Source organism: Sphingomonas sp. ERG5, from assembly GCF_000803065.1.
Classification (GTDB): Bacteria; Pseudomonadota; Alphaproteobacteria; order Sphingomonadales; family Sphingomonadaceae; genus Sphingomonas.
The window spans coordinates 17,721-42,159 of sequence record NZ_JSXI01000043.1 but is presented as its reverse complement, the minus strand read 5'-3'; the positions used below and the strand labels follow the sequence as shown (position 1 = coordinate 42,159).

The following is a 24,439-nucleotide window of genomic DNA, read 5'->3' as shown; positions in this document are numbered from 1 at the left end:
GGTGTCGGCCGAGTTCACCCACTTGGGTTCGCTCGACGGATTACTCGCTTCCCAGAGGCTCAACCGGAAAGGAACTATCTTATGGCGGCACCTGTCGTCTCCATGCAGCAATTGCTCGAAACGGGCGCGCATTTCGGCCACCAGACGCATCGCTGGAACCCGAAGATGAAGCCTTACATCTTTGGCGACCGCAACGGCGTCCACATCCTCGATCTGTCGCAGACCGTGCCGCTGTTCGCGCGCGCTCTCGAGTTCGTCGCTGCGTCGACCGCAGCGGGCGGCAAGGTGCTGTTCGTCGGTACCAAGCGCCAGGCGCAGGAACCCGTCGCCGACGCGGCCCGCCGTTCGGGTCAGCATTTCGTCAACCATCGCTGGCTGGGCGGCATGCTCACCAACTGGAAGACCATTTCGGGTTCGATCAAGCGCCTCAAGACGCTCGAAGAGCAGCTTTCGGGCGACACGCACGGCCTGACCAAGAAGGAAGTGCTTCAGCTCACCCGCGAGAAGGACAAGCTTGAGCTTTCGCTCGGCGGCATCCGCGACATGGGCGGCATTCCGGACGTGATGTTCGTGATCGACGCCAACAAGGAAGAGCTGGCGATCAAGGAAGCCAACACGCTGGGCATTCCGGTCGTTGCGATCCTCGATTCGAACGTCTCGCCCGACGGCATCGCGTTCCCGGTTCCGGCGAACGATGACGCCAGCCGCGCCATCCGCCTGTACTGCGAAGCGATCGCGATTGCCGCGACCCGTGGCGGTCATGAGCAGCAGCAGCGCCGTGGTGTCGATGTCGGCGCGATGGAGCGTCCGCCGGTCGAGGAAGCCCTGACCGTCGCACCGGTGGCTGAAGAAGCGCCGATTGCCGACACGGTGGTGACCGCCGAGGACTTCGCCGCACCTGAGGCGCCCGTCGCCGCACCGGCAGTGGCCGAGCCCGAGGCTCCCGCGGCCTCGACCGAGCCGGAAACGGCCGCCGAGGGCGAGCGCCAGATCGACGCCTGAGCGTCGTAGAACTGACATGCGGACGGGGTAGGGCGCTTCAGCCTTTCCCCGTCCGTACCCATATTCGAAGCACAAGAGGAATTAGACATGGCCGAGATCACGGCAGCAGCGGTGAAGGACCTGCGCGAAAAGAGCGGCGCGGGCATGATGGATTGCAAGAAGGCGCTGACCGAAGCCAATGGCGACATGACCGCGGCGATCGATTGGCTGCGCGCCAAGGGTCTCGCCTCGGCCGCCAAGAAGTCCAGCCGCACCGCGGCAGAAGGTCTGGTCGGCATCGAAGTGTCGGGCACCAAGGGTGCAGCGGTCGAAGTCAATTCCGAGACCGATTTCGTCGCCAAGAACGTGCAGTTCCAGACCTTCGTCCGTGACGTGACCTCGGTCGCGCTTGAGCTTGGCGATTCGATCGACACGATCAAGGCGGCATCGCTTGGCGGCAAGACGGTCGAAGAAGTGCTGACCAACAACATCGCGACGATTGGCGAGAACCAGACGGTCCGCCGCGCAAAGCGTCTCGAAGTGACCTCGGGCGCGGTCGTGCCTTATGTCCACAACGCGGCAGCTCCCGGCCTCGGCAAGATCGGCGTTCTCGTGGCGCTGGAAAGCGATGCGGGCGCGGACGTGCTCGAACCGCTCGGCAAGCAGATCGCGATGCACATCGCGGCAGCTTTCCCGCTGGCGCTGAACGAAGATGATCTCGACGCCGAGATCGTCGAGCGCGAGCGTGCGATCGCCACTGAAAAGGCGGCCGAGAGCGGCAAGCCCGCCGACATCGTCGCCAAGATGGTCGATGGTGCGATCGCCAAGTACCGCAAGGAAAATGCGCTGGTCAGCCAGTTGCTGGTGATGGACGGCAAGACCAAGATCTCCGACGTCGTTGCCAATGCCGCCAAGGCGGCCGGCAAGACGATCGTGCTCAAGGACTATGTCCGCTTCCAGCTCGGTGAAGGCATCGAGAAGGAAGCCAGCGACTTTGCTGCCGAAGTCGCCGCGGCATCGGGCGTCAAGCAGCCCGCATAAACCCCATTCTTCTCCCCGGGAGAGGAATTTGACTTGATTTGGGCCGGCTTGTTGAGCTGGCCCAAATTGTACCTGGACCCGGCGAACGCGGTCTGGTCGGCGTTGCCTGCGCACTTGCTGGTTTTGGGCACGCCTTCCCGCTTCCAATCGCCAGCCTCGCCGACTAAGGTCCGCGCCGCCCCGTCCGCCTGTATGTTGGAACCCTGTGACAGCACTCCGCTTCAAACGAATTCTGCTAAAATTGTCGGGCGAAGTCCTGATGGGTCAGGGCCAGTTTGGCATCGATCCCGAAACGTGCGATCGCATCGCCGGCGAAATCAAGGCTGCCAGGGAAGCGGGTCATGAAATCTGCATCGTGGTCGGCGGCGGCAATATCTTCCGCGGCCTTGCGGGCGCCGCCCAGGGCATCGACCGTGCCAGCGCCGATTATATGGGCATGCTCGCCACGGTGATGAATGCGCTGGCAATGCAGAACGCGCTCGAGAAAATCGGCGTGCATACGCGCGTGCAGTCGGCGATCCCGATGGCGTCGGTGTGCGAACCCTATATCCGCCGCCGTGCCGAACGGCACATGGAAAAGGGCCGCGTGGTGATCTTCGCCGCCGGCACCGGCCTGCCATTCTTCACCACCGACACCACCGCGGCGCTACGCGCCGCCGAGATGAATTGCGAAGCGCTGTTCAAGGGCACCAGCGTCGATGGCGTCTATAATGCCGATCCCAAAAAGGTCGCATCGGCGACACGCTATGAAAGCTTGAGTTTCGGACGCGTTCTGGCCGATAATCTAAAGGTAATGGATGCCGCCGCGGTCGCCTTGTGCCGTGACAACAACATCCCGATCGTCGTGTTCAACATTCGCGGAGAGGGCAATCTTGCCGCCGTCCTCAGCGGAAAAGGCACATCGACGATCGTGCAGAATGAAGAGGAGCAAGCCTGATGGCCTATGACAAGGCAGATCTCGAACGCCGCATGGCCGGCAGTGTCGAGGCGCTGAAGCACGATCTGCAGGGCCTGCGCACTGGCCGTGCGTCGACGTCGCTGCTCGATCCGGTGACGGTCGAAGTCTATGGCGCGCACATGCCGCTCAACCAGATCGCGACCGTGTCGGCGCCTGAACCGCGCATGTTGTCGGTTCAGGTCTGGGATAAATCGAATGTCGGTCCGGCCGACAAGGCGATCCGCTCGGCCGGCCTCGGGCTCAACCCGATCGTTGATGGTACGACCTTGCGCTTGCCGATTCCCGACCTGACCGAGGAACGCCGCAAGGAACTCGCCAAGCTGGCCGGTAAATATGCCGAGGACGCACGCATTGCCGCGCGCAACGTGCGCCGCGACGGCATGGACAGCCTGAAGGCCGATGAGAAAAAGGGCCTGTTCGGCGAAGACGATCGCAAGCGTCACGAAACCGAAGTCCAGAAGCTGACCGACAAGACGATCGGAGAGATCGACGCGACCGCATCGGCCAAGGAAAAGGAAATCCTCGGCAAGTGATGCCCGTACCCGCCACGGCTGCGCCTCCCGCTGCCGGGACGACGCATTTGCCCCGCCATGTCGCCATTATCATGGATGGCAACGGGCGCTGGGCCAAGAAGCGCTTTCTGCCGCGCTTCGCCGGGCACAAGGCTGGGGTCGAGGCGGTTCGCGCCGTGACTCGTGCGGCGCGCGCGATGGGTATCGAAGCGTTGACGCTCTATGCCTTCTCCTCGGAGAATTGGCGCCGGCCAGAGGAAGAAGTGAGCGACCTGATGGGGTTGCTGCGCTTGTTCATCCGCACCGATATCGATGAACTGGTGCGCGAGAATGTCCGCCTGCGGGTGATCGGGGATTATCGGCGCTTTTCCGCGGATCTTGTTACCCAGGTCGAGGACGCGATCGCGCGGACGGCGACCAATAGCGGCCCGATTCTGGTGATCGCGCTCAATTATGGCGCACAAGCCGAGATTGCAGGGGCAGCCCGGCGACTTGCCGCCAGGGTCGAGAGCGGTGCGCTTGATATTGCCAGTATCGACGAGGCGGCAATTGATGCCGAACTCGATACCGGCGATTTGCCGCCGCTCGATCTGCTCATCCGCACGTCGGGCGAAATACGTCTGTCCAATTTTCTGTTGTGGCAGGCGGCCTATGCCGAATTGCTCTTCATTGACACGCTATGGCCGGATTTCGATGCCGCTGCGCTCGAAAATGCGGTCGCCGAGTTCGCCCGACGTCAGCGGCGCTTCGGCGGCCTGTGACCATGAAAAGCTCTGATCTCGGGCTGCGGTCCGCTGTGGCCGTGCTGCTCGTCGCCGTCGCGGCGCTGGCGCTGTGGTGGGGCGGCATCGGCTTCTGGCTGGTCTGCATCCTGTTGTCGCTGGTCATGATGGCGGAATGGGCCGACCTTGATGGTGTCGATCGGAAGACCCGGCGGATGGCGCAATTCGCATTGTCGGTGCCGCTTGCGCTGATGGCGCCGGCATCACTGATCATCGAGGTGCATAACTTTTTCACGCTCGGGTTGCTGGCGGGCGCGACTTTCTTCATCGCGATCGTGACACGGCGGCCGACACTGGCCGCGGGTGTGATCTATTGCGGGCTGCCAGTGCTGGCATTGGTGTTCATGCGCCGCCAAGACGAAGGCATCGTCTATACCTTGTGGGCGCTGGCGCTTGTCTGGGCCTGCGATATCGGTGCTTACTTTGCCGGGCGCGCGATCGGTGGGCCGAAATTATGGCCGGCGATCAGCCCGAACAAGACCTGGGCCGGGCTGATCGGTGGTGTCGTACTGGCAAGCCTGTTCGCGATCGCCATGCATGTTTTCTACGGTCTGCCCTGGCGCATGACGCTCGCGACGCCGGTGCTAGCCGTGCTGGCGCAGGGCGGCGACCTGTTCGAAAGCTGGCTGAAGCGCAGGGCAGGGGTCAAGGACAGCGGCAACATCCTGCCTGGGCATGGCGGCGTACTCGACCGGCTCGACGGGCTGGTGCCGGTAGCGCCGATCGCCGCGTTTCTGGTCATCCTGCCGCGATTTTACATATGAAAACAGTCACTATCCTTGGTGCGACCGGATCGGTCGGCAGTTCGACGCTCGACCTGATCGAGCGCGAACCCGAGCGTTTCGAGGTCCTGGCGCTGACCGCCAATTGCGACGTCGACAAACTCGCCAAGGCGGCGGTCCGGACCAATGCGCGACGCGCGGTGGTGGCGGACGAAAGCTGCCTGCCGGCGCTGCGCGACGCATTGGCAGGGACCGACATCGAAACTGCGGGCGGCGCGCAGGCCTTGCTCGATACCGCGGCGATGGGCGCGGACTGGACGATGGCGGCGATCGTCGGCTGTGCGGGCCTCGAACCCGTCATGGCGGCGGTCGAACAGGGCGGCACGGTGGTGCTGGCCAATAAGGAACCGCTGGTTTCGGCCGGCGATGTCGTCCTCGCCGCGGCCAAGCGCCATGGTGCGACCCTGCTCCCCGCCGATTCGGAGCATAATGCGATCTTTCAATGCTTCGACTTCGATCGGCCGGAGGGGATTCGCCGCATCATCCTGACCGCGAGCGGCGGACCGTTCCGTGACTGGCCGGTCGATCGGATGCGTGACGTCACACCGGAGCAGGCGGTGGCGCATCCCAACTGGTCGATGGGTGCGAAGATCTCGATCGATTCGGCGACTCTGATGAACAAGGGGCTCGAGTTGATCGAGGCGGCCCGGCTGTTCCCAATTCTATATGATCAGATCGAAATCATCCTGCATCGGCAATCGGTGGTCCATTCGCTGGTCGATTATGTCGATGGTTCGGTGCTTGCTCAGCTTGGCCCACCCGATATGCGTACGCCGATCGCGCATTGCCTGGCCTGGCCCGAGCGCATGGCGACGCCGATGGCGCCGCTCGACCTGATCGCAATCGGCCGGCTCGATTTCGAGGCGCCCGATCCCATACGCTTCCCGGCGCTGCGTCTGGCGCGCGAGGCCCTGAATGCGGGTGGCGCGCGTCCGGCAATTCTCAACGCTGCCAATGAGATCGCCGTTGCAGCGTTCCTCGCACGCCGGATCGGCTTCCTCGAAATTGCCGCAATCGTCGCCGATACGCTGGATCGTTACGACCCGCCCGCACCGGAAACGCTCGATGCAGTATTGGCAATCGACGCCGAAGCGCGGAGGATCGCGGGCGCCAGAATAGTGAGTGGCGTGTGAAGGATTGCGTGATTTGATCCAGACCCCTGGCCTTTGGCTGACCATTTTGGCATTCGTGCTAGTGATCGGACCGCTCGTGTTCGTTCATGAGATGGGCCATTATCTCGCCGGACGCCTGTTCGGCGTGAAGGCGGACGCCTTCTCGATCGGCTTCGGTCGGGAAATCTTTGGCGTCACTGACAAGCGCGGCACACGGTGGAAGTTCGGCTGGCTGCCGCTGGGCGGCTATGTGAAGTTTGCCGGTGACATGAATGCGGCGGGGCAACCCGATGCGGCGTGGTTGGCGTTGCCCGCCGAAGAACGGTCGCGAACCTTCCAGGCGAAGCCGGTATGGCAGCGCGCGATCATCGTCGCGGCTGGGCCCGCGGTGAATTTTATCCTCGCGGTCCTGATTTTGATGGGGTTCGCGCTGGCTTATGGCGACAGCCGCACCACCACCGTCGTGGGGGCGGTTGAAAAGGGCAGTGCCGCGGCCGCGATCGCGCTGCAGCCCGGCGATCGCATCACCGCAATCGGCGGCCGGTCGGTCGCATGGTTCGAAGATATTCGCCGTTACGTCCGGATTCGGGCCGGCGAACAGGCCGAGGTCACGTTCGATCGCGGCGGCGTGTCGATCCGTCGCACCGTGACGATCGGCACGCAGGTCCAGCGCGACCGCTTCAACAATGAATATCGCCTCGGCTTGCTCGGCGTCGCACCGGCTCAGGCCGTCCGTGTCTCGGTCGGCTTGCTGGAGGCGCCGGGCGTGGCGGTCCGCGGTGTGCGTGACATCGTCGGCATGATGGTCGAAACGCTTGGCCAGATCATCACTGGTAAGCGCTCGGTGAAGGAACTCGGCGGACCGCTCAGCATCGCCAAGGCATCGGGCGAGCAGTTGGCGCTTGGTCCCGATGCGTTTGTTTTCCTGATTGCCCTGGTGTCGATTAACTTGGGGTTCATCAATTTGTTGCCAGTCCCCATGCTGGATGGTGGCCATTTGTTTTTCTACGCGATCGAGGCGATCCGGCGAAGACCGGTCAGACCGGAAGTCCAGGAATGGGCTTTTCGTGGCGGGTTGGTGGCATTGTTTGCGCTGATGATGCTCGTAACGTTCAATGATCTGGGCGCTTTCGGGCTGTGGAAGAATTTGGCCGGGTTGATCGGCTGACGCGGTTGAGGCAGGGCAGGCTAATTAAGCGGCCCGCGTAATTTTCTCCGGTTGGGGTGGACAGTGACAGCGATCAAGGTTTCTAAATTCGGCGCTAGCGCCACGGCGGCGTTGCTCGCGGGCACCATGCTGTCGGGCATCGCCAGTGCGCAGACCGCGCCGCCGGCCGCCAAGCCCCAAGCCGCGCCACAGGGTGCCGCGGCACAAGCGGGAGCCCCCCAGGCACCAGCGCCCGTCGTTGCGCCGGTGACGCGCACGATCAAGTCGCTCCGCGTCGAGGGATCGCAACGTATCGAACCCGATACGGTGCTCTCCTACACCAAGCTGCGTATTGGTCAGGCCTACACCAACGAAACGCTCGATCAGGGCCTGCGCGACCTGCTGGCGAGCGATTTCTTCGCCGATGTGTCGATCGCCGGCGTCGAGACCGGCGACATCGTCATTCGCATCCGCGAAAATCCGGTGATCAATCGTATCGTGCTGGAGGGCAACAAGCGCCTCAAGTCCGAGAAAATCACCAAGGAAATCAAGCTCGCCCCACGCCAGATCTTCACGCGCACGGCCGTGCGTCAGGATGTCGCGCGAATCGTCGAACTGTATCGGCGCCAGGGTCGTTTCGGTGCTTCGATCGAACCGAAGATGGTTGCGCTCGACCAGAACCGTGTCGATGTCGTATTCGAAATCAGCGAAGGGCCGAAATCCAAGGTCCGTCAGATCAACATCATCGGCAACGAGGTGTTCGACGATGACAAGCTGCGCGAGCAGATGGCGACCAAGCAGGCGCGTCTGTTCCGGCTGCTCAGCTCGAACACGAGCTACGACCAGGATCGCATGGCGTATGACCAGCAGAAGATGCGCCAATTCTACCTGACCGAGGGCTATGCCGACTTCAAGGTGACCTCCGCCGTCGCCGAGCTGAGCCCCGACAAATCCGACTTCATCATCACTTATGTCGTCGAGGAAGGCCCGCGCTACAAGTTCGGCGACGTCACCGTCGACAGCTCGATCCGCGACTTTAACAATGACGCGCTGGCCAAGGGGCTGGCGATCAAGAAGGGCGACTGGTACAACGCCAAGCTGGTCGAGAGCTCGGTCGACAGCCTCAGCGAGACGGCTGGATTGTTCGGCTACGCCTTCACCGAGGTGAATCCGGAATTCCAGCGCGACCGTGAAACGCTCACCATGTCGCTGAATTTCAACATCGCCGAGGCGAAGCGATCCTATGTCGAGCGCATCGACATCAACGGCAACACCAACACGCAGGACAAGGTGATCCGGCGTGAAATCCGCCTGTCGGAAGGCGATGCGTTCAACAGCTTCCAGGTTAAGCGCTCGCAGGACCGGATCAACTCGCTCGGCTTTTTCCAGGAAAAGTTCGAGATCAAGCAGACTCCCGGATCGGCGCCGGACCGCGTCGTGCTGACCGCCGATGTCGAAGAAAAATCGACCGGCGAATTGCAGCTGTCGGCCGGTTTCTCCAGCCTCGAAAGCTTCATCGTCCAGGCATCGATCCGTCAGCGCAATTTCCGCGGCAAGGGGCAGGAGTTGCGCGCGAGCGTCAATTATTCGAGCTATTCCAAGTCGGTGGAACTGGGCTTTACCGAGCCTTATCTCTTTGACAAGAATATCGCGATTGGTGGCGACATCTTCCGCCGCGACTATAACTCGTTCAATTATATCGGTAACGACCGCCAGACCACTTACAGTCAGGTCTCGACCGGTTTCCAGATCCGGGCGGGCATCCCGCTGACCGAATATTGGTCGGCGTCGGCGCGCTACGGCCTGACCTTCGACAATGTGGGGCTTTCGAGCCAATATTACACCAACGGCAGCTGCGATGTCGTCAAGGCTGGCCGCTATCTCTGCGAAGCGATCGGCAACCGCGCGACGTCTTCGGTCGGCTACTCGCTGATCTATGACAGCCTCAACAGCCGACTGCGGCCGAGCCGTGGTCAGCGACTGGTGTTCAGCCAGGATTTCGCTGGCCTTGGCGGTGACGTGCGCTACATCCGCACGCGTTTCGATGCCGATAAATATTGGGGCCTCGGCAGCGGCTTCATCCTGTCGGCAAGCCTTGAGGGCGGTTACATCCATTCACTGGAAGGTAGTCGCGGCAAGGGCATTGACAAGGTGCGCATCACCGATCGTTTCTATCTTGGCGAGCCGGAGTTCCGCGGCTTCGACATTCGTGGCGTCGGGCCGCGCGTCCAGCGTATCCCCTACACCACGGATGCCAGCGGCAAGCAGATCCTGGTGACCGACAAGAACCAGATCATCGACGATGCACTCGGCGGTCGAGCGTATTACTCCGGGCGCATCGAGCTTGAAATCCCGCTCAGTGCCGGCGCTCGCGAACTCGGCTTGCGCCCGTCAATCTATCTGCAGACCGGCGCGCTGTTCGGTATCACCAAGCCTTTGCCCACGGTTACTTTTCCGGTCGATGACAAAGGCAATTTCTTGTCACCTCTGCTCCTGAACGACCAAGGCCAGCAGCTCTACGGTATTACCCAGGCCGATGGCGGCACGCTGACGACGACTTGCGCGGTCGGTATTCCGGACGCATCCGGAACCTGCAACGGCGGCGGCGTGAACCAGATTCTTCGTAATACCGCCATCCAGCCCTTCAAGGAACAATTCGTCGGCAATTCAGCCAAGCCACGTCTCTCGATCGGCGCCGGTGTTAACTGGACCTCACCCTTTGGCCCGTTGCGCATCGATCTTGCTTATGCGCTGCTCAAGGATAAAGGCGACGATACCAAGCTTATCACTTTCAACGTAGGGACATCCTTCTAATGAATATGCACAAGAAGATTTTGTTGGCGGCGGTGCTGGTCGCTCCCGGCGCGATCATCGTCGCTACCCAGGCGCAGGCACAGACCGTTGCGGTCGCCGATCCTGAAGCAGCAGTCGAGAATTCCAAGGTCTGGGCTGCGGCACAGGCGGAAATCGGCACGACCTACAAGACGCAGCTCGATCAAGCCAAGACGCGCAGCGATGCGATCGCGGCCGAACTGGCGCCGCTTTACAAGAAGTTCGACACCAATGGCGACAATCAGCTGAGCCAGGCTGAGATTGCCGCCGCGCGCAGCACCCGTGGGGCGGAATTGGCGCAGATCGAAGCGAAGGAAAAGGCAGCGCAGGAAGAACTGGGCCGCATGACCGCACAGCCGTCGCGCGCCCGCGCTTATGCGGTCGAGCAGATCACCAGCAAGGTCAATGAAGCCGTCACCAATGTGGTGAAGTCGCGCAACATCTCGGTGCTGATCCGCCCCAATGCGGCGTTCTTCGCCAGCCCGACCGCCGACATCACCCCGGCGATCAGCGCTGAAATCGATCGCCTCTTCCCCAAGGCGAGCATCACACCGCCAGCCGGCTGGCAGCCTGGCCAGCAGGGTCAGCAAGCGGCCGCCGCTCCTGCGCCCGCTGCACCGGCGACCGGCGCCAAGCCCAAGAAGCAGCCTGAAAGCCGGTGACCGAGACGGTAGCTCCGGCAGTGCTTGGCCCGCTCGATATCGCGCGGGTCATGGCAGCGCTGCCGCACCGCTATCCGATGCTGCTGGTCGACCGCGTCGAGGAACTGATCCTCGACCGGTCGATCGCGGCGATCAAGGCGGTGACGATCAACGAAAGCTTTTTCCAGGGACATTTCCCCGGACGGCCGATCATGCCCGGCGTGCTGATCGTCGAGGCGATGGCGCAGGCGGCAGGCATCCTTGCGGTCGAATCGCTTGGCCTCGCCGGATCGGGCAAGCTGGTCTATTTCATGGCGATCGAAGGCGCGAAGTTCAGGAAGCCGGTTGAACCCGGTGTGCTGTTGCGCCTCGAAGTCGAGTTCGTGCAGAAACGGTCGAGCGTGTGTAAATTCTCCGGTCGCGCCACGATCGACGGGCAGCTTGTCGCGGAATCGAATTTCACCGCAATGATCGCGGATCCTCCCAAAGCCTGAGCATAGTATCTGCCCGGTCTGCCGTATATTTGCGCCGGGGATGCCGATCCGGTCGGATGGCCGCCGCGCTTGTGTTTCAAGAGCGCCTTCTGTAAGGCGCGCCTTCCTTCAGGCTGGTCGGAACCAGCCACTCTCGGAGATTTGACGTGAAGAAAGACATCCATCCCGATTATCACACCATCAAGGTGCAGATGACCGATGGCACCGTGTACGAAACCCGCTCCACCTGGGGCAAGGAAGGCGACACGATGACGCTCGAAATCGATCCGCTGGCGCATCCGGCATGGACCGGCGGCCGCGGCACGATGCTCGACACCGGCGGCCAGGTCGCACGCTTCAACAAGCGCTTCGGTGGCCTCACTCTCAAGAAGTAAGGGCTTTGGCGCCGTTGTTAACGGCGCGTTAGCCAAGCGGGCATAGGCTCTCCCCAGTTGTCGACGATTCATCGTTCAGACGAAAGGGGAGCCATGTTCGCCGCCGAATACGAACCAGCAGTCATCAGCAACGGACGCCGGCGAGCCCCGCGCGCGCCGGTGTCGCTTGATGCGCGGATCGGGCGAGGCGGACTGGACCGCACCTTGTGCAAGGTGGCGGATCTGTCGATCCACGGTGCCCGTATCCATAGCTATTCCGGACTGCGCAGAGGCGCGGTTATCTGGCTGACCCTCCCGTTGCTTGGCCAGGTTGCGGCCACGGTGATGTGGGCCGATGATTTCGAGGCCGGCTGCCAGTTCCATCATGCACTCGACGATGCCGCGTTCGAAACGCTGGCTGCGCTCAGCCCAAGTTAGTTTGAAGGGCGAGGGGGCGTTATGGCCACGCGAGCCGATATAGGACCCAGCTTTCCCCGCGCGGTCGATTGGTGCCGGACGGAAACGCGGCGATGAATCTGCTATGCTTGATCCTGAACCATCAGCGCGACGCGGCGCGGGTGTGGGACGATGGCCATAATTACCGTGCGCCATGTCGCCGTTGCGGTTTCCCGCTGATCAAGGTCACCCTTGGCGACTGGCGCGCGTTTGACGCGTCGCGCGATCATCAAACTGACGGTGCGCCGCGCAAGTCACGGCCCGACAGTCGATAGGGTGGGCAATAGGGGGAGACGATGGTCGGCAAGCGAAAGCGCCGACCATCGTGATCCTTTCGTCGTTATTCATTCGGCGCGGCAAACGCCGCACTCATGTCCATCCATACGGCTTCAAAGACATGGCCATCCGGGTCCGCAAAGGCACGGTTGTACATCCAGCCCATATCCATGCGGTCGCGAACGTCCGCCTTGCCCCCCGCTGAGGCTGCGGCTTCGGTGATGCCATCCACTTCTTCGCGGCTGTCGCGAGTCAGGGCGAACAGTGCGCCGACGGTTTCCCGCGCATTCGCGATCGGCTTCGGCGCGAAGGTTGCGAAATAGCCGTGAGTCAGCAACTGGAAGGTGATTGCGTCCGACCAGACCATCGAAGAGGCCTGGTCATCGCTGAACTGTTCGTTCTTCTCGCACCCGATCGCTTCATAAAAGCGGGTCGCTGTGGCTAGGTCCTGCACCGGCAGGTTCACAAAGATCATCTTGGGCACACTATTCTCCTTTTGCTGTTCTTGGCGTCGATTTCACGTCACAGGAATTCCTGCTCGATCGTGTCGCTGGCATGGATGCAGGTGACTTCGAGCCGCCCCGTCCCGACATTCACGAAGCGATGCGGGATGCCGGCGGGCCCGACCAGGATGTCGCCCGGATAGCCGCGGACCTTCTCGTCGCCCACGATGAACTCGGCCTCGCCCTTTCTGACGATCCAGGTCTCGGAATAGGGATGCACATGAAGGCCCGGCCCCTGGCCCGGCTCATTGTCGACCAGGAAGAACGACACCCCGCTGCCATGGTCTAGGCCCTCGAAGCGCACCGTGCGGCTCTGGCCTGGTTGCGGCTCCTGGTGACGAAGGACATTGAGCATATCCAGTCTCCTCTTGATGCATGTTTGCGGAAGCAAACTATCTTGACGAGAAGATATATCCGTCGGAACTATCTTCCTGTCAAGACACCTTCTCGCGAAACGCTGGATGGTGTATGCGCTGCGTTCGGCGCAACTGGCGCCCCGGGGTGAGAAATGACGGGGAAAACTGAAAACAATGCCGGCCAGGTCGATGGCGATCATGTAGATCGGCTGCGCGGGCAATGGGCACGCGAACTGCCCGATCTCGATACCGCGCCGATGGCGATCCTGGGGCGGGCTTATCGGGTGTCGACTCTGGTGCGCTCGAGCATCGAGGCGACCTTTGCCGGTTTCGGTCTCGATCGCGGCGAATTCGACGTCATCGGAACCCTGCGCCGATCCGGGCCGCCTTACCGGTTGACGCCGACGGATTTATACACGTTGCTGATGGTTTCGTCGGGCGGCCTTACCCATCGGCTCGACCGGCTGGAGAAGGCGGGGCTGATCCGGCGCGAGAAGGCGCCGCGCGACGGACGAAGCGTGCTGGTGGCGTTGACTGAGACTGGCGCTGCACTTGCCGAGCAAGCTTTTCGCACGGACATGGCGAACGAAGCCTTGTTCCTGGATGCGCTGGACATCAAGGAGCGCGAGGTCCTTGCTGGCTTGCTGCGCAAGCTGATCGTCGGCATCGAGCAAGGCGCGCGCGCGCCGGTGCGTCACGCCCCCGACCATTAACCTCGGCTCTTGCGTGCCACGATGTAAGGGCGGTTGTCGTTACCCCTGGTTGCATGGTTTTCGATGGCAAGAATGTCAAAACCCGCCGCGGATATTTGCCGGTTTAGTTCCACCGCCCGAAAGACGCCCGCATAAGGGGCCTGACCGATCGCGCGCATCACCGGCAAGGCGAGCCGAATGAGCGGGTTCATTTCTCCAACGCATGGCGTCTTTGAGATGAACAGGCCGTCCGCTGCCAGAAGATCATGGATCCGGCGTAACGTCCCGGGCAAGTCGCGGACCAGATGGAGATAGTTGAAGCCCAGGACCGCGTTGAACGGTGGCGCGTCAGGGGCAAGCGCTTCCGCGGTCGCGGTGCGGAAAGTAAGGGTCGGGGCCGGATCGGCAGCGTATCTCTCATTGGCGATCCTGATCATTTCCGCGGAAATATCGGTTGCACAATAGTCCGGGACATCGCCGGCAAGCCGGAGCGCCGTCGTTCCGGTTCCACAGCCCAGTTCGAGCACCCTGTCGCCTGGTCCGAGCAGGGCGCGGGTACGGTCCAGTGTGCGCTCATATCCGGCCTGATCGGCAACGGTGCTCAAGGCGTATTTCCGTGAACTCCGGTCCCAGAAACGGGCGTCGCCCGCGATGCTCATGATATTTGCTCCTCGGATCGCGACCTTATCCTGTCCGGCGTCGGAATGAGTCGAAGCGAAGCCGCGTCTCGCCCCTGCCTCGCAGGCCAAGGTTGCGGGGAGCTGTCACATCGTGTCGATAACGGCCCGGAACGGCGGAACAACCGGCGCGTCGTTCGCAAGGTAGGTTGGCATCACTGCCTCAAGTGTCGGAAGCCATTCTGGTCCGACGACGTGGTGCGCCTGCGGCTCTGCGTTGATCCCACCATTGGCGGTTGCCGGAGGGACGAGGATCGTTTCACATGAGTTGAGTTTGCGCGGGTGTTCCGGCTAGCCCGCGCCGAGGTTAAGGCCACCGACCCTCGCCATCAAACATCGGGGCCAGCAGCGGGGTAGGGTTCTTCTGCCACCTGACGCTGCCAGCACCCTGCGCCCTCGGGCGTGGGGTGCTGTTACGACTACTCGTTAGGAGTCGTAGCACTCCAATCTCTCGTGATTCCGTGCGACTTCCGGCGGGTGGAATTGGCTGGCAGGACTTCTAGCTCCGCTGCCCACTTAGTAAACGCCGGTATGGCCTCCGCCTCGATAAAGCTGCGGGCTTCGCTGCAATCCGCTGCCGCGACCGACCGACAACCGATCCAGAATTCCTCTTCCTCGTTTTTTACCAATGCACCGACGAGATAGAAATTGGCGTGGAAGAGGGGGCGCTTTGCCCAGAAAGCTCCATGATGGAGAAATAGTGTCACTGAAGTGAAAATGCCCGCATCCGAGACCGCTTGGTCGAGGATCGACGCCTTTAACGGGTAGGCCCAACCTTTTGGCAGTTTGTCGCGTCGTACCTTCAACATAGCTCGAGACTGCCATATGACTCACTCGCCGCAACGAGTGCGCTTCGTTGGGATTGGCGGAAGAGGTGGGATTCGAACCCACGGACGGGTTGCCCCGTCGCTGGTTTTCAAGACCAGTTCCTTAAACCACTCGGACACTCTTCCATACCGATTCAGCGGCGGGGCTAGAAATCTGCTAGATGGCTCGGAAGCGCTCCAACCCGCCGATTTGCCGACCTACCGCTAAGCGATTCTAATTACATTCCTTTTTCGTCGGTCCGCGCTTCCGCGGGTCGAAACCCCCGTTAGCTTTCAAGACCGCTGCCTTAAACCACTCGGCCACCTCTCCGCGCGTTGTGGCGCTTAATGCGCCGGGGCGGCGGAGCGCAAGCCCGGAATAGGTATGAAGCCGCGCCGCTTTGTGCTCCAGGCACGACCATCGGAGGTTTGTGTCGCGGCAACGCTGTGGCAAGGTCGGTCAATGCCGGGGATAGTGATCAAATGAAGCAATGGTTCGGGGCGGTGTTCGCCGCCTGTGTATGCGTAATGTTCAGCGGATCGGCTCATGCCCAGGATGAGGCCGGTTTCCAGGATTATCTCGTCACCCTCCGGGCGCAGGCGCAAGCGCAAGGAGTGAGCCCGGTGACGCTCGATGCGGTCATGCCGACGCTGACGCTCAATACCCGCGTGATCGAACTCGACCGGGCACAACCGGGCGGCGGATCCAGCCCGACCGCGGGGATCCTCAACTTCGCGCCGTACAAGGCGCGCCATGTCGATGCCTCGCGGATCAATCGCGGGCGCACCGCCTATCAGGCGCAGCGGTTCCGGCTGCAGCGGATCGAACGCGAACTCGGCGTCCCCGAATCGATCATGGTCGCGATCTGGGGGCATGAAACCAATTACGGCAACGTGATGGGCAATTTCGATTTGCCGCGCGCGCTGGCGACGCTTGCCTATGAAGGGCGCCGCCGCGAGCTGTTCTCGTCCGAATTCATCGCCACGCTAAAGATGATGGATCGCGGCCTGCCACGCAGCAAATTGCTGGGCAGCTGGGCAGGCGCGACCGGCGGGCCGCAATTTCTGCCGTCGATCTATCTGCGCCTCGCCAAGGATGGCGATGGCGACGGGCAGCCGGATATCTGGAACAGCGATGCCGATACTTTGGCCTCGATCGGCAATTATTTCGCCAATGCCGGCTGGCGCCCGGGCCAGCCCTGGGGACTGGCGGTCAATGTCCCCACGGGGTTCGATCGCGGCTTGATCGCCAACCGCAGCGTCTCGCCACGCTGCCCCCGCGTGTTCGAACGACATAGCGGATGGAAAACGATGGCGGAGTGGCGTGCGCTCGGCATTACGCCGCAAACCCGGACCTGGCCGGGCGACCGGGTGCTGGCGACATTGCTCGAGCCGGATGGTCCGGGGAAAACCGCGTATCTGCTAACCGGAAATTATCGGGTTATCCTCGATTATAATTGCTCGAACTTTTACGCTCTTTCGGTCGGACTCCTCGCGGATGCAGTTGAACAATAGATTTGCCCTTGGCGTAGCGCTGTTCCTTGCCGGATGTGGCGGGAGCGGTGTCGAGGCGACGCCGTTGCAGGCGCAGCAGCAGACCAACGGGGCCGAGCCCAGTTATGGGGCGAGTTATGCGCCACCACCGTCTGGTCGCCCGGGCCCAGCACAACAGGCGCGTGTTCCCGAACCGCTGCCGGTCGACATGCCCTCCGGCACCGGACCGCGCGGCACGTCGGGTGAGCAGCAGCGCTATGACGAAGTCGGCTATGCGAGCTGGTATGGCGAGGAAGTGGGCGGCGGGCGCACGGCGTCGGGTCAACCCTTCAACCCCGCAGCGATCACCGCGGCACATAACAGCTTGCCGCTCGGCTCGTTCGTCGAGGTTACCGCGCTGGACAGCGGGCGAACCATTATCGCGCTGGTTAACGACCGGGGACCGGGTGCGGATGACCGGCTGATCGATCTATCGCGCGGCGCGGCCCAATTGCTCGGCGTGAATGCCCTGGCGCCGGTGCGTGTGCGGCTGGTCAACCCGCCGCCGCCGGATCAGATGGCGTTGCGCCAGGGGCAGGCCGCGTCGCCCCGTATCGATGCGCCGCCATCGCTGCTCACCGCCTTGCGCCGCAAGCTGCCGGTGCGTGCAACGGCTGCTGCGCCGCGCCCGACGGCGGCGCGGCCCACAGCGACACGGAGCGCACCACTCCGCGCTGCGCCGGGTGCCAGCTACGCACCACCAGGCGAGCCCCGCGCGCGGCCAGCGCCGCTGCCGAGCGCTCCGCGCCAGCAAGCAGCAGCGACACATGGCGGGCCGGGCCTTTATGTCCAGGTGGCCGCCCTTTCGAATGCCGGTCGCGCCAAAGCATTGGCGACGCAACTGGGCGGGCGGGTCGAAATGGCCGGATCGATCTTCCGTGTGCAGATCGGACCGTTCGCAAACAACGCTTTGGCGCAACGCGCGCGTGACGATGTGGCAAGACGTGGTTATGGAGATGCCAGGATCGTGAAAACGAACTGAGTCATCCCCTTAGCGTTACGGACTGCCCATGAAGAACCTGTCGACAAAGAAGCTCGCCGCCGCCTCCGTTATCGCGCTTGTTCTGGCCAATCCGAGCATGGCCGCCGCGCCAGCGTTCGAGACGCCGGCGCCAGTCGCCTATCTGACTGACCTGTCGTCAGGGGCGATCCTCTATTCCAAGGACCCCGACCGGCGCATGCCGCCCGCGTCGATGGCGAAGATGATGACGGTCTATGTCGCCTTCGACATGCTCAAAAAGGGCGAGATCAAGCTCGACACGCAATATGATGTTCGGCCCGAGACCTGGAAGCAGTGGCATGGCCCTGCCGCCGGATCGACCATGTTCCTGTCGACCGGAGAGAAGGTCAGCGTCGAGAATCTCCTGAAGGGCATCGTGACGCTTTCGGGCAACGATGCCTGTGTCGTGCTGGCCGAAGGCATCTCCGGTACCGAAGCGGCGTTTACCGAGCGGATGAATCAGGCGGCCAAGCGACTTGGCCTGACCAACAGCCATTTCGGCACATCGAATGGCTGGCCCGACAATGGCGTGACCTATGTTACTGCGCGCGACCTGGCCAAGCTGGCGGCCGCGACGATCAACGACCATCCCGATTATTACAAGAAGTTCTATTCACTGCCGAATTTCACCTGGGGCAAGACGCTCGGCGCCGGCGCCGACATCACTCAGGCGAATCGCGACCCGCTGCTCGGCCGCGTTGCCGGAGCCGATGGGCTGAAGACCGGACATACCGATGAGGCCGGTTACGGCTTCACCGGATCGGCACAGCAGAATGGGCGTCGGCTGATCATGGTCATGGCCGGCCTGACCAGTTCGAACCAGCGGATCGAGGAATCGGTCAAGTTCATGAACTGGGGTTTCCGCGCCTGGCAGGCCAAGCCCATCGTCGCCAAGGGCCGCAAGGTCGAGACCGCTGAAGTTCAGCTAGGCAATGCGAGCACCGTCGGTCTGGTCGCGCCGTCCAACCTGACGGCAACCCTTCCTGCGGGGACCTCGCCCGATATTCAGCTGCGCGTGGTCTATAACGGGCCGATCAAGGCCCCGATCAAGGCCGGCCAGCACATTGCCGACCTGGTTGTGATGACCCCCGATATGCCGGCGCAGAGCCTGCCGCTGGTTGCGGACAAGGATGTCGATGAAGCCGGCTTTTTCGGCCGGGCCTGGGCTGGTCTGATGGGCCTGTTCGGCGGGTGAGGGGACGCTTCATCTCGCTCGAAGGCGGCGAGGGGGCGGGTAAATCGACTCAGGTCCGGCGCCTCGCCGAGGCGCTGGGCGCGCGCGGGATCGAGACGCTCGTCACGCGCGAGCCCGGCGGCAGCGAAGGCGCCGAGGCGATTCGCGGGCTGCTGATGCAGGGCACGGTCACACGCTGGAGTCCACATAGCGAAGCCTTGCTGTTCGCGGCGGCGCGCGCGGATCATGTCGAAAAGCAGATCCAGCCAGCGCTCGGTGCCGGGACCTGGGTGATCTGCGACCGTTTCATCGACAGCAGCCGCGCCTATCAGGGCGTGGCGGGCGGGATTGACGATGCGGCGGTGCTCGCGCTGCACGGCTTTGGATCGCGCGGTTTGTTGCCGGATCGCACTTTCATCCTCGAAGTACCGCTCGATCAGGGGCGTGCCCGTGCCGATGATCGTGATGGCGCGGCAGCGGACCGGTTCGCGGCGCGGGGCGACGACTTCCACGCCCAGGTCGCGGCGGCGTTCCGGAGCTATGCCGAGCATGAACCCGACCGGGTGCGCCGCATCGACGCATCAGGATCGCCCGAAGCGGTAACCGAGGCATTGCTCACCGGTCTCGCCGATCTGCTGCCATGAAACTGCCGGTCGGAAACGATGCCGCACATGCTGCCTTTGCCGCGGCGATGGCGGGCGGGACATTGCACCATGCCTGGCTGTTCGCGGGCCCCGAAGGCGTGGGCAAGGCGAGTTTCGCCCGGATCGCCGCGTTGCGCCTGCTGGCCGAAGGTGCCAACCCGGGGGCGCTTCCGCCGGGTTACGATGTGCCGGAAGGCGATCGCACCCGCGCACTGATCGCTGCCGGATCGCACCCCGATTACCGCGAATTGACGCGCCAGCCCAAGGATGCCGACAAGCCCGGCCAGGATCTCGCGCGGAGCATTCCGATCGCGCAAGTTCGTGCACTTGGGCCGATGTTCGCGACCACGCCATCGATGTCCTCGCGCCGCATCGTGCTGATCGACGCGATCGACGAAGTCGAGCGGCCCGGCGCGTCGAACGCGCTGCTCAAGAGCCTGGAGGAACCGCCCGCCGGCACCATCTTCCTGCTCATCAGCCACGCGCCCGGTCGGCTGCTGCCGACGATCCGGTCACGCTGCCGGCTGCTGCGCTTCGACCCGCTCGACGATGTCGCGATGGAGCGCGTTTTGCGCGCGCAGCTGCCCGACGCCAAGGATGCGGAGATCGCCGCGCTGGTGACGGCGGGGCAGGGATCGCCGGGCCGGGCACTGGGATTTGCCGGGCTCGATATGGCGGCGCTCGATACGGCGCTGATCGGGATCGCGAGGGATGGGGACCCGAGCAATGCGCAGCGCGCGAAGCTGGCCAAGCTGCTGTCGCCCAAAGCCGCGCAACCGCGCTACGAGGCGTTTCTCGACCGCGCGCCCGCTTTCATCGCTGCCGCTGCGCCTGGAAAGCGCGGGGCTGCCCTGCAAACCGCGCTGAACAGCTATGATGCGGCACGTGCGCTGTCGGCCAGCGCGCGCGGCCTGTCGCTCGACGCGCAGGCGACGGTGTTCGAGATGGCTGGGCTGGTGGCGACGCTCGCCGAGCGGTGAGGCCGGTTTTCCGGGCCTGATCGATATGCCCGGATGTTGTTATTTGCCGATATTTTTTTCATGCTGTTATGTTGGAAATCGGCGGCAGTTTTCTTGATGTTTATCAATAAGATACCGGCATCTATGCTGTTATTGAATAACAGCATGGTAACAGCATAAAAACAGCATCGCCGATCCGCGTATCAGCAACAGGCGCACGCTGTTCCCGCCATAACAGCGTGGCGCGTTTTTCGTCGTGAACCAGTCATGTCAAAGAGCCATTCGCGCCGGGCATCGACCAGGCGCTTTCCCTCATTGCCAATGCCGGGGCTGGTCTTGAATCGCGCATGAGTGCCGTGTCGGTGGTTCTAATCGCGCGCGAACCGCGCTAGGAGGCCCGGCATGGGCGAGCCTTATTATATCACCACCGCGATCAGCTATCCGAACGGACGCCCGCATATCGGTCATGCTTATGAGGCGATCGCGACCGACGCCATCGCGCGGTACCACCGTCAGGCGGGGCGCGACGTGCGTTTCCAGACCGGCACCGACGAACATGGGCTGAAGATGGTCCAGACAGCACGTGACCGCGGCGTCGGAACGCGTGCGCTTGCTGATGAAATGTCATCCTATTTCAAGGAAATGGATGACAGGTTGAATATTTCCTATGATCGTTTCATCCGGACCGTCGAGCCGGCGCATCACGCCGCCAGCGCCGCGATCTGGCAGGCGATGGCGGATGCCGGCGATCTGTATCTCGATCGCTATGAAGGCTGGTATTCGGTTCGCGACGAAGCATTTTACGACGAGAAGGAGTTGGTCGACGGGGAAGGGGGCAAAGTTTCCCCCCAGGGCACGCCAGTCGAATGGACCGCCGAGGAGACCTGGTTCTTCCGCCTGTCGAAATATCAACAGCCCCTGCTCGATCTGTATAACGCACAGCCCGATTTCATCCTGCCGGATGCGCGGCGCAACGAAGTGATGCGCTTCGTCGAAGGCGGCCTGTCCGACCTGTCGGTATCGCGGACCAGTTTCGACTGGGGCGTCAAGGTGCCGGGCAGCCCGGGCCATGTCATGTATGTATGGGTCGATGCGCTGACCAATTACCTGACCGGTGCGGGCTATCCAGACAATGCCGCCGACATGGCGCGATACTGGCCAGCCGATCTGCATGTCATCGGCAAGGATATCGTGCGATTCCATGCGGTTTACTGGCCGGCCTTCCTGATGTCAGCGAAGCTGGCATTACCCCGGCGGGTGTTCGGCCATGGCTTCCTGCTCAACCGTGGGGAGAAAATGTCGAAATCGGTCGGCAACGTCACCGATCCGATCGAACTGGTCGAACGGTTCGGGGTCGATGCGCTGCGCTATTTCCTGTTGCGCGAAGTGAGTTTCGGCCAGGACGGCAGCTATTCGGAAGAAGCGATCGTCACGCGTTGCAATGCCGATCTGGCCAATAATCTCGGCAATCTCGCGCAGCGCTGCCTGTCGATCGTGGCCAAGAATTGCGAGGGCAAGATACCGCCGGCGGGGCCGCCGACCGAAACCGAAGAGGCGTTGATGGCGAGCGTCATCGCCGCCGAGGCGGGGCTGCATGCCGCGATGGGCGACCTTGCGATTCATAATGCACTGGAGGCGGTGTGGTCGGCCGCGCGCGATGCGAACCAGTATTTCGCCGACGCCGCGCCTTGGGGCGTGCGCAAGACCGATCCAGCCCGGGCCGACACCATCCTGCATTTCACGATCGAGGCGATCCGCCGCATCGCGATCATGGCACGCTGGGCCATTCCCGACGGCGCGGATCGGCTGCTCGACCTGCTTGGCCAGAGCGTGGATGCGCGGACCTTTGCTGCGCTAAGCCGGCCGGTGGCGGCGGGAACGCCGCTGCCCGCGCCGAGCGGCGTGTTCCCACGGTTGGAACTGGCGGCGGAACCGGACTGATGCTCGCCGACAGCCATTGCCACCTGAATTACAAGGGGCTTGCCGAGGATCAGGCGGGAGTGCTCGAACGCGCCCGCGCGCGGGGTGTGACCGCAATGCTCAATATCGCGACGCGGGAAAGCGAGTGGGACGATGTGCTGGCCACCGCCGAGCGCGAAAGCGATGTGTGGGCGACGGTCGGCATCCATCCGCATGAAGCCGACCAGCATGCGCATATCGACACCGCCAAACTGGTCGATCGTGCCCGGCATCCGCGCGTCGTCGGCATCGGGGAGAGCGGGCTGGATTATTACTACGATCATAGCGATCGCGAGCGGCAGCAGATCAGCTTTCGCGCGCATATCGCCGCCGCGCGCGAGACCGGATTGCCGATCGTCGTGCATACTCGCGATGCCGAGGACGATACGGCGGCGATCCTGCGCGACGAACTGGGGAAGGGGGCCTATCCCGGCGTCATCCATTGCTTCACCGCGAGCGGGGCGTTCGCCGATATCGCGCTCGACCTGGGTTTCATGATCTCGATTTCAGGCATTGTGACGTTCAAGAATGCGAAGGATCTGCAGGAAACGGCCGCGCGGCTGCCGCTCGACCGCCTGCTGATCGAAACCGACGCGCCGTTCCTTGCGCCGGTGCCGCATCGCGGCAAGACCGGCGAGCCGGCATTTGTCGCCGACACGGCGCAGTTTCTGGCCAATCTGCGCGGTGAGACAGTCGAGCAACTGACCGGAGCAACCGCCCGGAATTTCCACCGATTGTTCGCCAAGACCATCGCGTGAAGTCGCGGCGGTGAAGATCCGCATCCTCGGATCGGGCACGTCATCGGGCGTACCGCGAATCGGCCCCAATCAGGGTGGGGACTGGGGCGAATGCGACCCAACCGAACCGCGCAATCGCCGCTTGCGCCAGTCAGTGATCGTCGAGACCGATACGACGCGCATCCTGGTCGACACCAGTCCAGACATGCGCGAACAACTGCTGGCCGCCAATGTCGCCGATGTCGATGCGGTGATCTGGACGCATGATCATGCCGATCATTGCCATGGTATCGATGATTTGCGGCAAATCTATCACGCGCGCGGGCGGCCGGTGCGAGGGTTGGCTCGGGCCACAACGCTTGCCGCGTTGAGCGAGCGTTTCGCTTATGCCTTTAACGGCCGCGACGGTTATCCGCCGACGGTCGATGGCGAGAGCCTGCCGGACGCGATCGAGATCGGCGACATCATGATCCGGGTGGTCGATCAGCCACATGGTAATATCGAATCCGCTGGATTGCGCTTTGATCATGGCGAAAAATCGATCGGATATGCTACTGATTTCAATATTTTAACTGATAATATGCGATCATTGTATCAAGGGCTGGATATATGGGTGGTCGATGCACTGCGGCGCTTTCCACACCCGACCCATCCTGAACTGTCGGCCGTGCTCGGATGGATCGGGGAATTGCGTCCGCCCAGATCGGCGTTGATCCATATGGATTATTCGATGGATTATGCCACATTGTTGCGTGAACTGCCCAAGGGTGTCGAACCGGGTTATGACGGGCTGGAGCTGATCGCATGACCGAGGGCCAATCCGCTGGCGTTATATTCTCGCTGTTGTGCCTGGTGCTGGCGGTCAGCTCATTGGCCGGTCGCCGTATCCCGCTCAGCTTCGCAATCAAATCGGCACTGGCCTGGGCGGCGATCATTGGCATCATCTATATCGTTGTCGTCAACCTGCCAGCAATTTTCGCTAGTTTTCAATAGCTTCCAGCATGCAGGCCACGGCAGAACGATCCGCATCGC

General features: G+C 62.6%; 28 protein-coding genes and 1 tRNA gene. 24 read left to right on the top strand and 5 right to left on the bottom strand.

Going from position 1 to position 24,439, the window contains the following annotated elements:
* Positions 1 to 81 precede the first annotated feature (81 nt).
* The 14 genes from rpsB to OO12_RS15060 all read left to right on the top strand — a co-directional run bounded on the left by rpsB (position 82) and on the right by OO12_RS15060 (position 12,366).
* On the top strand, positions 82 to 1,002 hold the full coding sequence (rpsB, locus tag OO12_RS15125; protein ID WP_034159548.1) for a 30S ribosomal protein S2: 921 nt from the start codon (positions 82 to 84) through the stop codon (positions 1,000 to 1,002).
* A gap of 87 nt (positions 1,003 to 1,089) precedes the next feature.
* Entirely contained in the window at positions 1,090 to 2,022 is a 933-nt protein-coding gene (gene tsf / locus OO12_RS15120; RefSeq protein ID WP_034159547.1) for a translation elongation factor Ts, read from the top strand.
* Between the two features lie 259 nt (positions 2,023 to 2,281).
* Positions 2,282 to 2,959, top strand: coding sequence for a UMP kinase (pyrH, locus tag OO12_RS15115; protein WP_443024569.1), 678 nt, complete (start codon positions 2,282 to 2,284; stop codon positions 2,957 to 2,959).
* Positions 2,956 to 3,513, top strand: a complete 558-nt coding sequence (gene frr / locus OO12_RS15110) for a ribosome recycling factor (RefSeq protein WP_034159545.1) — start codon at positions 2,956 to 2,958, stop codon at positions 3,511 to 3,513. Before pyrH ends, frr begins: the two co-directional genes overlap by 4 nt.
* Positions 3,513 to 4,253: an isoprenyl transferase gene (locus tag OO12_RS15105; RefSeq protein ID WP_034159544.1), complete on the top strand. Its 741-nt coding sequence runs from the start codon at positions 3,513 to 3,515 to the stop codon at positions 4,251 to 4,253. Before frr ends, OO12_RS15105 begins: the two co-directional genes overlap by 1 nt.
* Positions 4,254 to 4,255: 2 nt before the next feature.
* Complete coding sequence (locus tag OO12_RS15100) at positions 4,256 to 5,038, top strand: phosphatidate cytidylyltransferase (RefSeq protein ID WP_052215911.1); 783 nt, start codon at positions 4,256 to 4,258, stop codon at positions 5,036 to 5,038.
* Positions 5,035 to 6,189: a 1-deoxy-D-xylulose-5-phosphate reductoisomerase gene (locus OO12_RS15095; protein ID WP_034159542.1), complete on the top strand. Its 1,155-nt coding sequence runs from the start codon at positions 5,035 to 5,037 to the stop codon at positions 6,187 to 6,189. The genes OO12_RS15100 and OO12_RS15095 overlap by 4 nt, the downstream gene beginning before the upstream one ends.
* 13 nt (positions 6,190 to 6,202) lie before the next feature.
* Entirely contained in the window at positions 6,203 to 7,336 is a 1,134-nt protein-coding gene (locus tag OO12_RS15090; RefSeq protein ID WP_034159584.1) for a M50 family metallopeptidase, read from the top strand.
* A gap of 63 nt (positions 7,337 to 7,399) precedes the next feature.
* Positions 7,400 to 10,129 (top strand): outer membrane protein assembly factor BamA, encoded by a 2,730-nt coding sequence (bamA, locus tag OO12_RS15085; protein WP_443024566.1) that lies wholly within the window; start codon positions 7,400 to 7,402, stop codon positions 10,127 to 10,129.
* 5 nt (positions 10,130 to 10,134) lie between these two features.
* The gene (locus OO12_RS15080; protein WP_235364810.1) at positions 10,135 to 10,809 is read left to right on the top strand and encodes an OmpH family outer membrane protein; all 675 of its coding nucleotides are present in this window, start codon (positions 10,135 to 10,137) and stop codon (positions 10,807 to 10,809) included.
* A complete protein-coding gene (gene fabZ / locus OO12_RS15075; RefSeq protein ID WP_034159540.1) occupies positions 10,806 to 11,282 on the top strand; it encodes a 3-hydroxyacyl-ACP dehydratase FabZ in 477 nt (158 codons plus the stop codon). The genes OO12_RS15080 and fabZ overlap by 4 nt, the downstream gene beginning before the upstream one ends.
* A 146-nt stretch (positions 11,283 to 11,428) precedes the next feature.
* The gene (rpmE, locus tag OO12_RS15070) at positions 11,429 to 11,656 is read left to right on the top strand and encodes a 50S ribosomal protein L31 (protein ID WP_034159539.1); all 228 of its coding nucleotides are present in this window, start codon (positions 11,429 to 11,431) and stop codon (positions 11,654 to 11,656) included.
* A gap of 93 nt (positions 11,657 to 11,749) precedes the next feature.
* Positions 11,750 to 12,073, top strand: a complete 324-nt coding sequence (locus OO12_RS15065; RefSeq protein WP_034159538.1) for a PilZ domain-containing protein — start codon at positions 11,750 to 11,752, stop codon at positions 12,071 to 12,073.
* A gap of 92 nt (positions 12,074 to 12,165) precedes the next feature.
* Positions 12,166 to 12,366, top strand: coding sequence for a hypothetical protein (locus OO12_RS15060; RefSeq protein ID WP_034159537.1), 201 nt, complete (start codon positions 12,166 to 12,168; stop codon positions 12,364 to 12,366).
* Positions 12,367 to 12,431: 65 nt separating this feature from the next.
* On the opposite strand, the gene OO12_RS15055 is transcribed toward OO12_RS15060, so the two are convergent.
* Together OO12_RS15055 and OO12_RS15050 are read right to left on the bottom strand one after the other, a co-directional pair.
* Positions 12,432 to 12,842: a VOC family protein gene (locus OO12_RS15055; protein ID WP_327196026.1), complete on the bottom strand. Its 411-nt coding sequence runs from the start codon at positions 12,840 to 12,842 to the stop codon at positions 12,432 to 12,434.
* A gap of 47 nt (positions 12,843 to 12,889) precedes the next feature.
* Entirely contained in the window at positions 12,890 to 13,225 is a 336-nt protein-coding gene (locus OO12_RS15050; protein ID WP_034159535.1) for a cupin domain-containing protein, read from the bottom strand.
* Between the two features lie 153 nt (positions 13,226 to 13,378).
* Here OO12_RS15050 and OO12_RS15045 point away from each other — a divergent pair, with 153 nt between their 5' ends.
* The gene (locus OO12_RS15045) at positions 13,379 to 13,939 is read left to right on the top strand and encodes a MarR family winged helix-turn-helix transcriptional regulator (RefSeq protein ID WP_034159534.1); all 561 of its coding nucleotides are present in this window, start codon (positions 13,379 to 13,381) and stop codon (positions 13,937 to 13,939) included.
* Here OO12_RS15045 and OO12_RS15040 read toward each other — a convergent pair.
* From OO12_RS15040 to OO12_RS15030, 3 genes are all read right to left on the bottom strand, one after another.
* On the bottom strand, positions 13,936 to 14,577 hold the full coding sequence (locus OO12_RS15040; RefSeq protein ID WP_034159533.1) for a class I SAM-dependent methyltransferase: 642 nt from the start codon (positions 14,575 to 14,577) through the stop codon (positions 13,936 to 13,938). The two genes, OO12_RS15045 and OO12_RS15040, sit on opposite strands and share 4 nt — an antisense overlap.
* Before the next feature lie 437 nt (positions 14,578 to 15,014).
* Positions 15,015 to 15,404, bottom strand: coding sequence for a hypothetical protein (locus OO12_RS28625; protein WP_034159532.1), 390 nt, complete (start codon positions 15,402 to 15,404; stop codon positions 15,015 to 15,017).
* Between the two features lie 54 nt (positions 15,405 to 15,458).
* Positions 15,459 to 15,548 (bottom strand) — tRNA-Ser (locus OO12_RS15030).
* A gap of 336 nt (positions 15,549 to 15,884) precedes the next feature.
* Between OO12_RS15030 and OO12_RS15025 the strand changes: the two genes are divergently transcribed.
* From OO12_RS15025 to OO12_RS14985, 9 genes are all read left to right on the top strand, one after another.
* A complete protein-coding gene (locus OO12_RS15025; protein WP_034159531.1) occupies positions 15,885 to 16,916 on the top strand; it encodes a lytic murein transglycosylase in 1,032 nt (343 codons plus the stop codon).
* Positions 16,906 to 17,916 carry a septal ring lytic transglycosylase RlpA family protein gene (locus OO12_RS15020; RefSeq protein WP_235364809.1) on the top strand — a complete coding sequence of 337 codons (1,011 nt, stop codon included), beginning with the start codon at positions 16,906 to 16,908 and terminating at the stop codon, positions 17,914 to 17,916. The genes OO12_RS15025 and OO12_RS15020 overlap by 11 nt, the downstream gene beginning before the upstream one ends.
* Before the next feature lie 97 nt (positions 17,917 to 18,013).
* Positions 18,014 to 19,129, top strand: coding sequence for a D-alanyl-D-alanine carboxypeptidase family protein (locus tag OO12_RS15015; RefSeq protein WP_443024568.1), 1,116 nt, complete (start codon positions 18,014 to 18,016; stop codon positions 19,127 to 19,129).
* Complete coding sequence (tmk, locus tag OO12_RS15010) at positions 19,126 to 19,752, top strand: dTMP kinase (protein WP_034159529.1); 627 nt, start codon at positions 19,126 to 19,128, stop codon at positions 19,750 to 19,752. Before OO12_RS15015 ends, tmk begins: the two co-directional genes overlap by 4 nt.
* On the top strand, positions 19,749 to 20,732 hold the full coding sequence (locus tag OO12_RS15005) for a DNA polymerase (protein WP_034159528.1): 984 nt from the start codon (positions 19,749 to 19,751) through the stop codon (positions 20,730 to 20,732). Before tmk ends, OO12_RS15005 begins: the two co-directional genes overlap by 4 nt.
* Positions 20,733 to 21,113: 381 nt before the next feature.
* A complete protein-coding gene (gene metG, locus OO12_RS15000) occupies positions 21,114 to 22,652 on the top strand; it encodes a methionine--tRNA ligase (RefSeq protein WP_034159527.1) in 1,539 nt (512 codons plus the stop codon).
* Entirely contained in the window at positions 22,652 to 23,428 is a 777-nt protein-coding gene (locus OO12_RS14995) for a TatD family hydrolase (RefSeq protein WP_034159526.1), read from the top strand. The genes metG and OO12_RS14995 overlap by 1 nt, the downstream gene beginning before the upstream one ends.
* Before the next feature lie 10 nt (positions 23,429 to 23,438).
* Positions 23,439 to 24,215: an MBL fold metallo-hydrolase gene (locus tag OO12_RS14990; RefSeq protein WP_034159525.1), complete on the top strand. Its 777-nt coding sequence runs from the start codon at positions 23,439 to 23,441 to the stop codon at positions 24,213 to 24,215.
* Positions 24,212 to 24,400 (top strand): hypothetical protein, encoded by a 189-nt coding sequence (locus OO12_RS14985; protein ID WP_034159524.1) that lies wholly within the window; start codon positions 24,212 to 24,214, stop codon positions 24,398 to 24,400. The genes OO12_RS14990 and OO12_RS14985 overlap by 4 nt, the downstream gene beginning before the upstream one ends.
* Positions 24,401 to 24,439 lie beyond the last annotated feature (39 nt).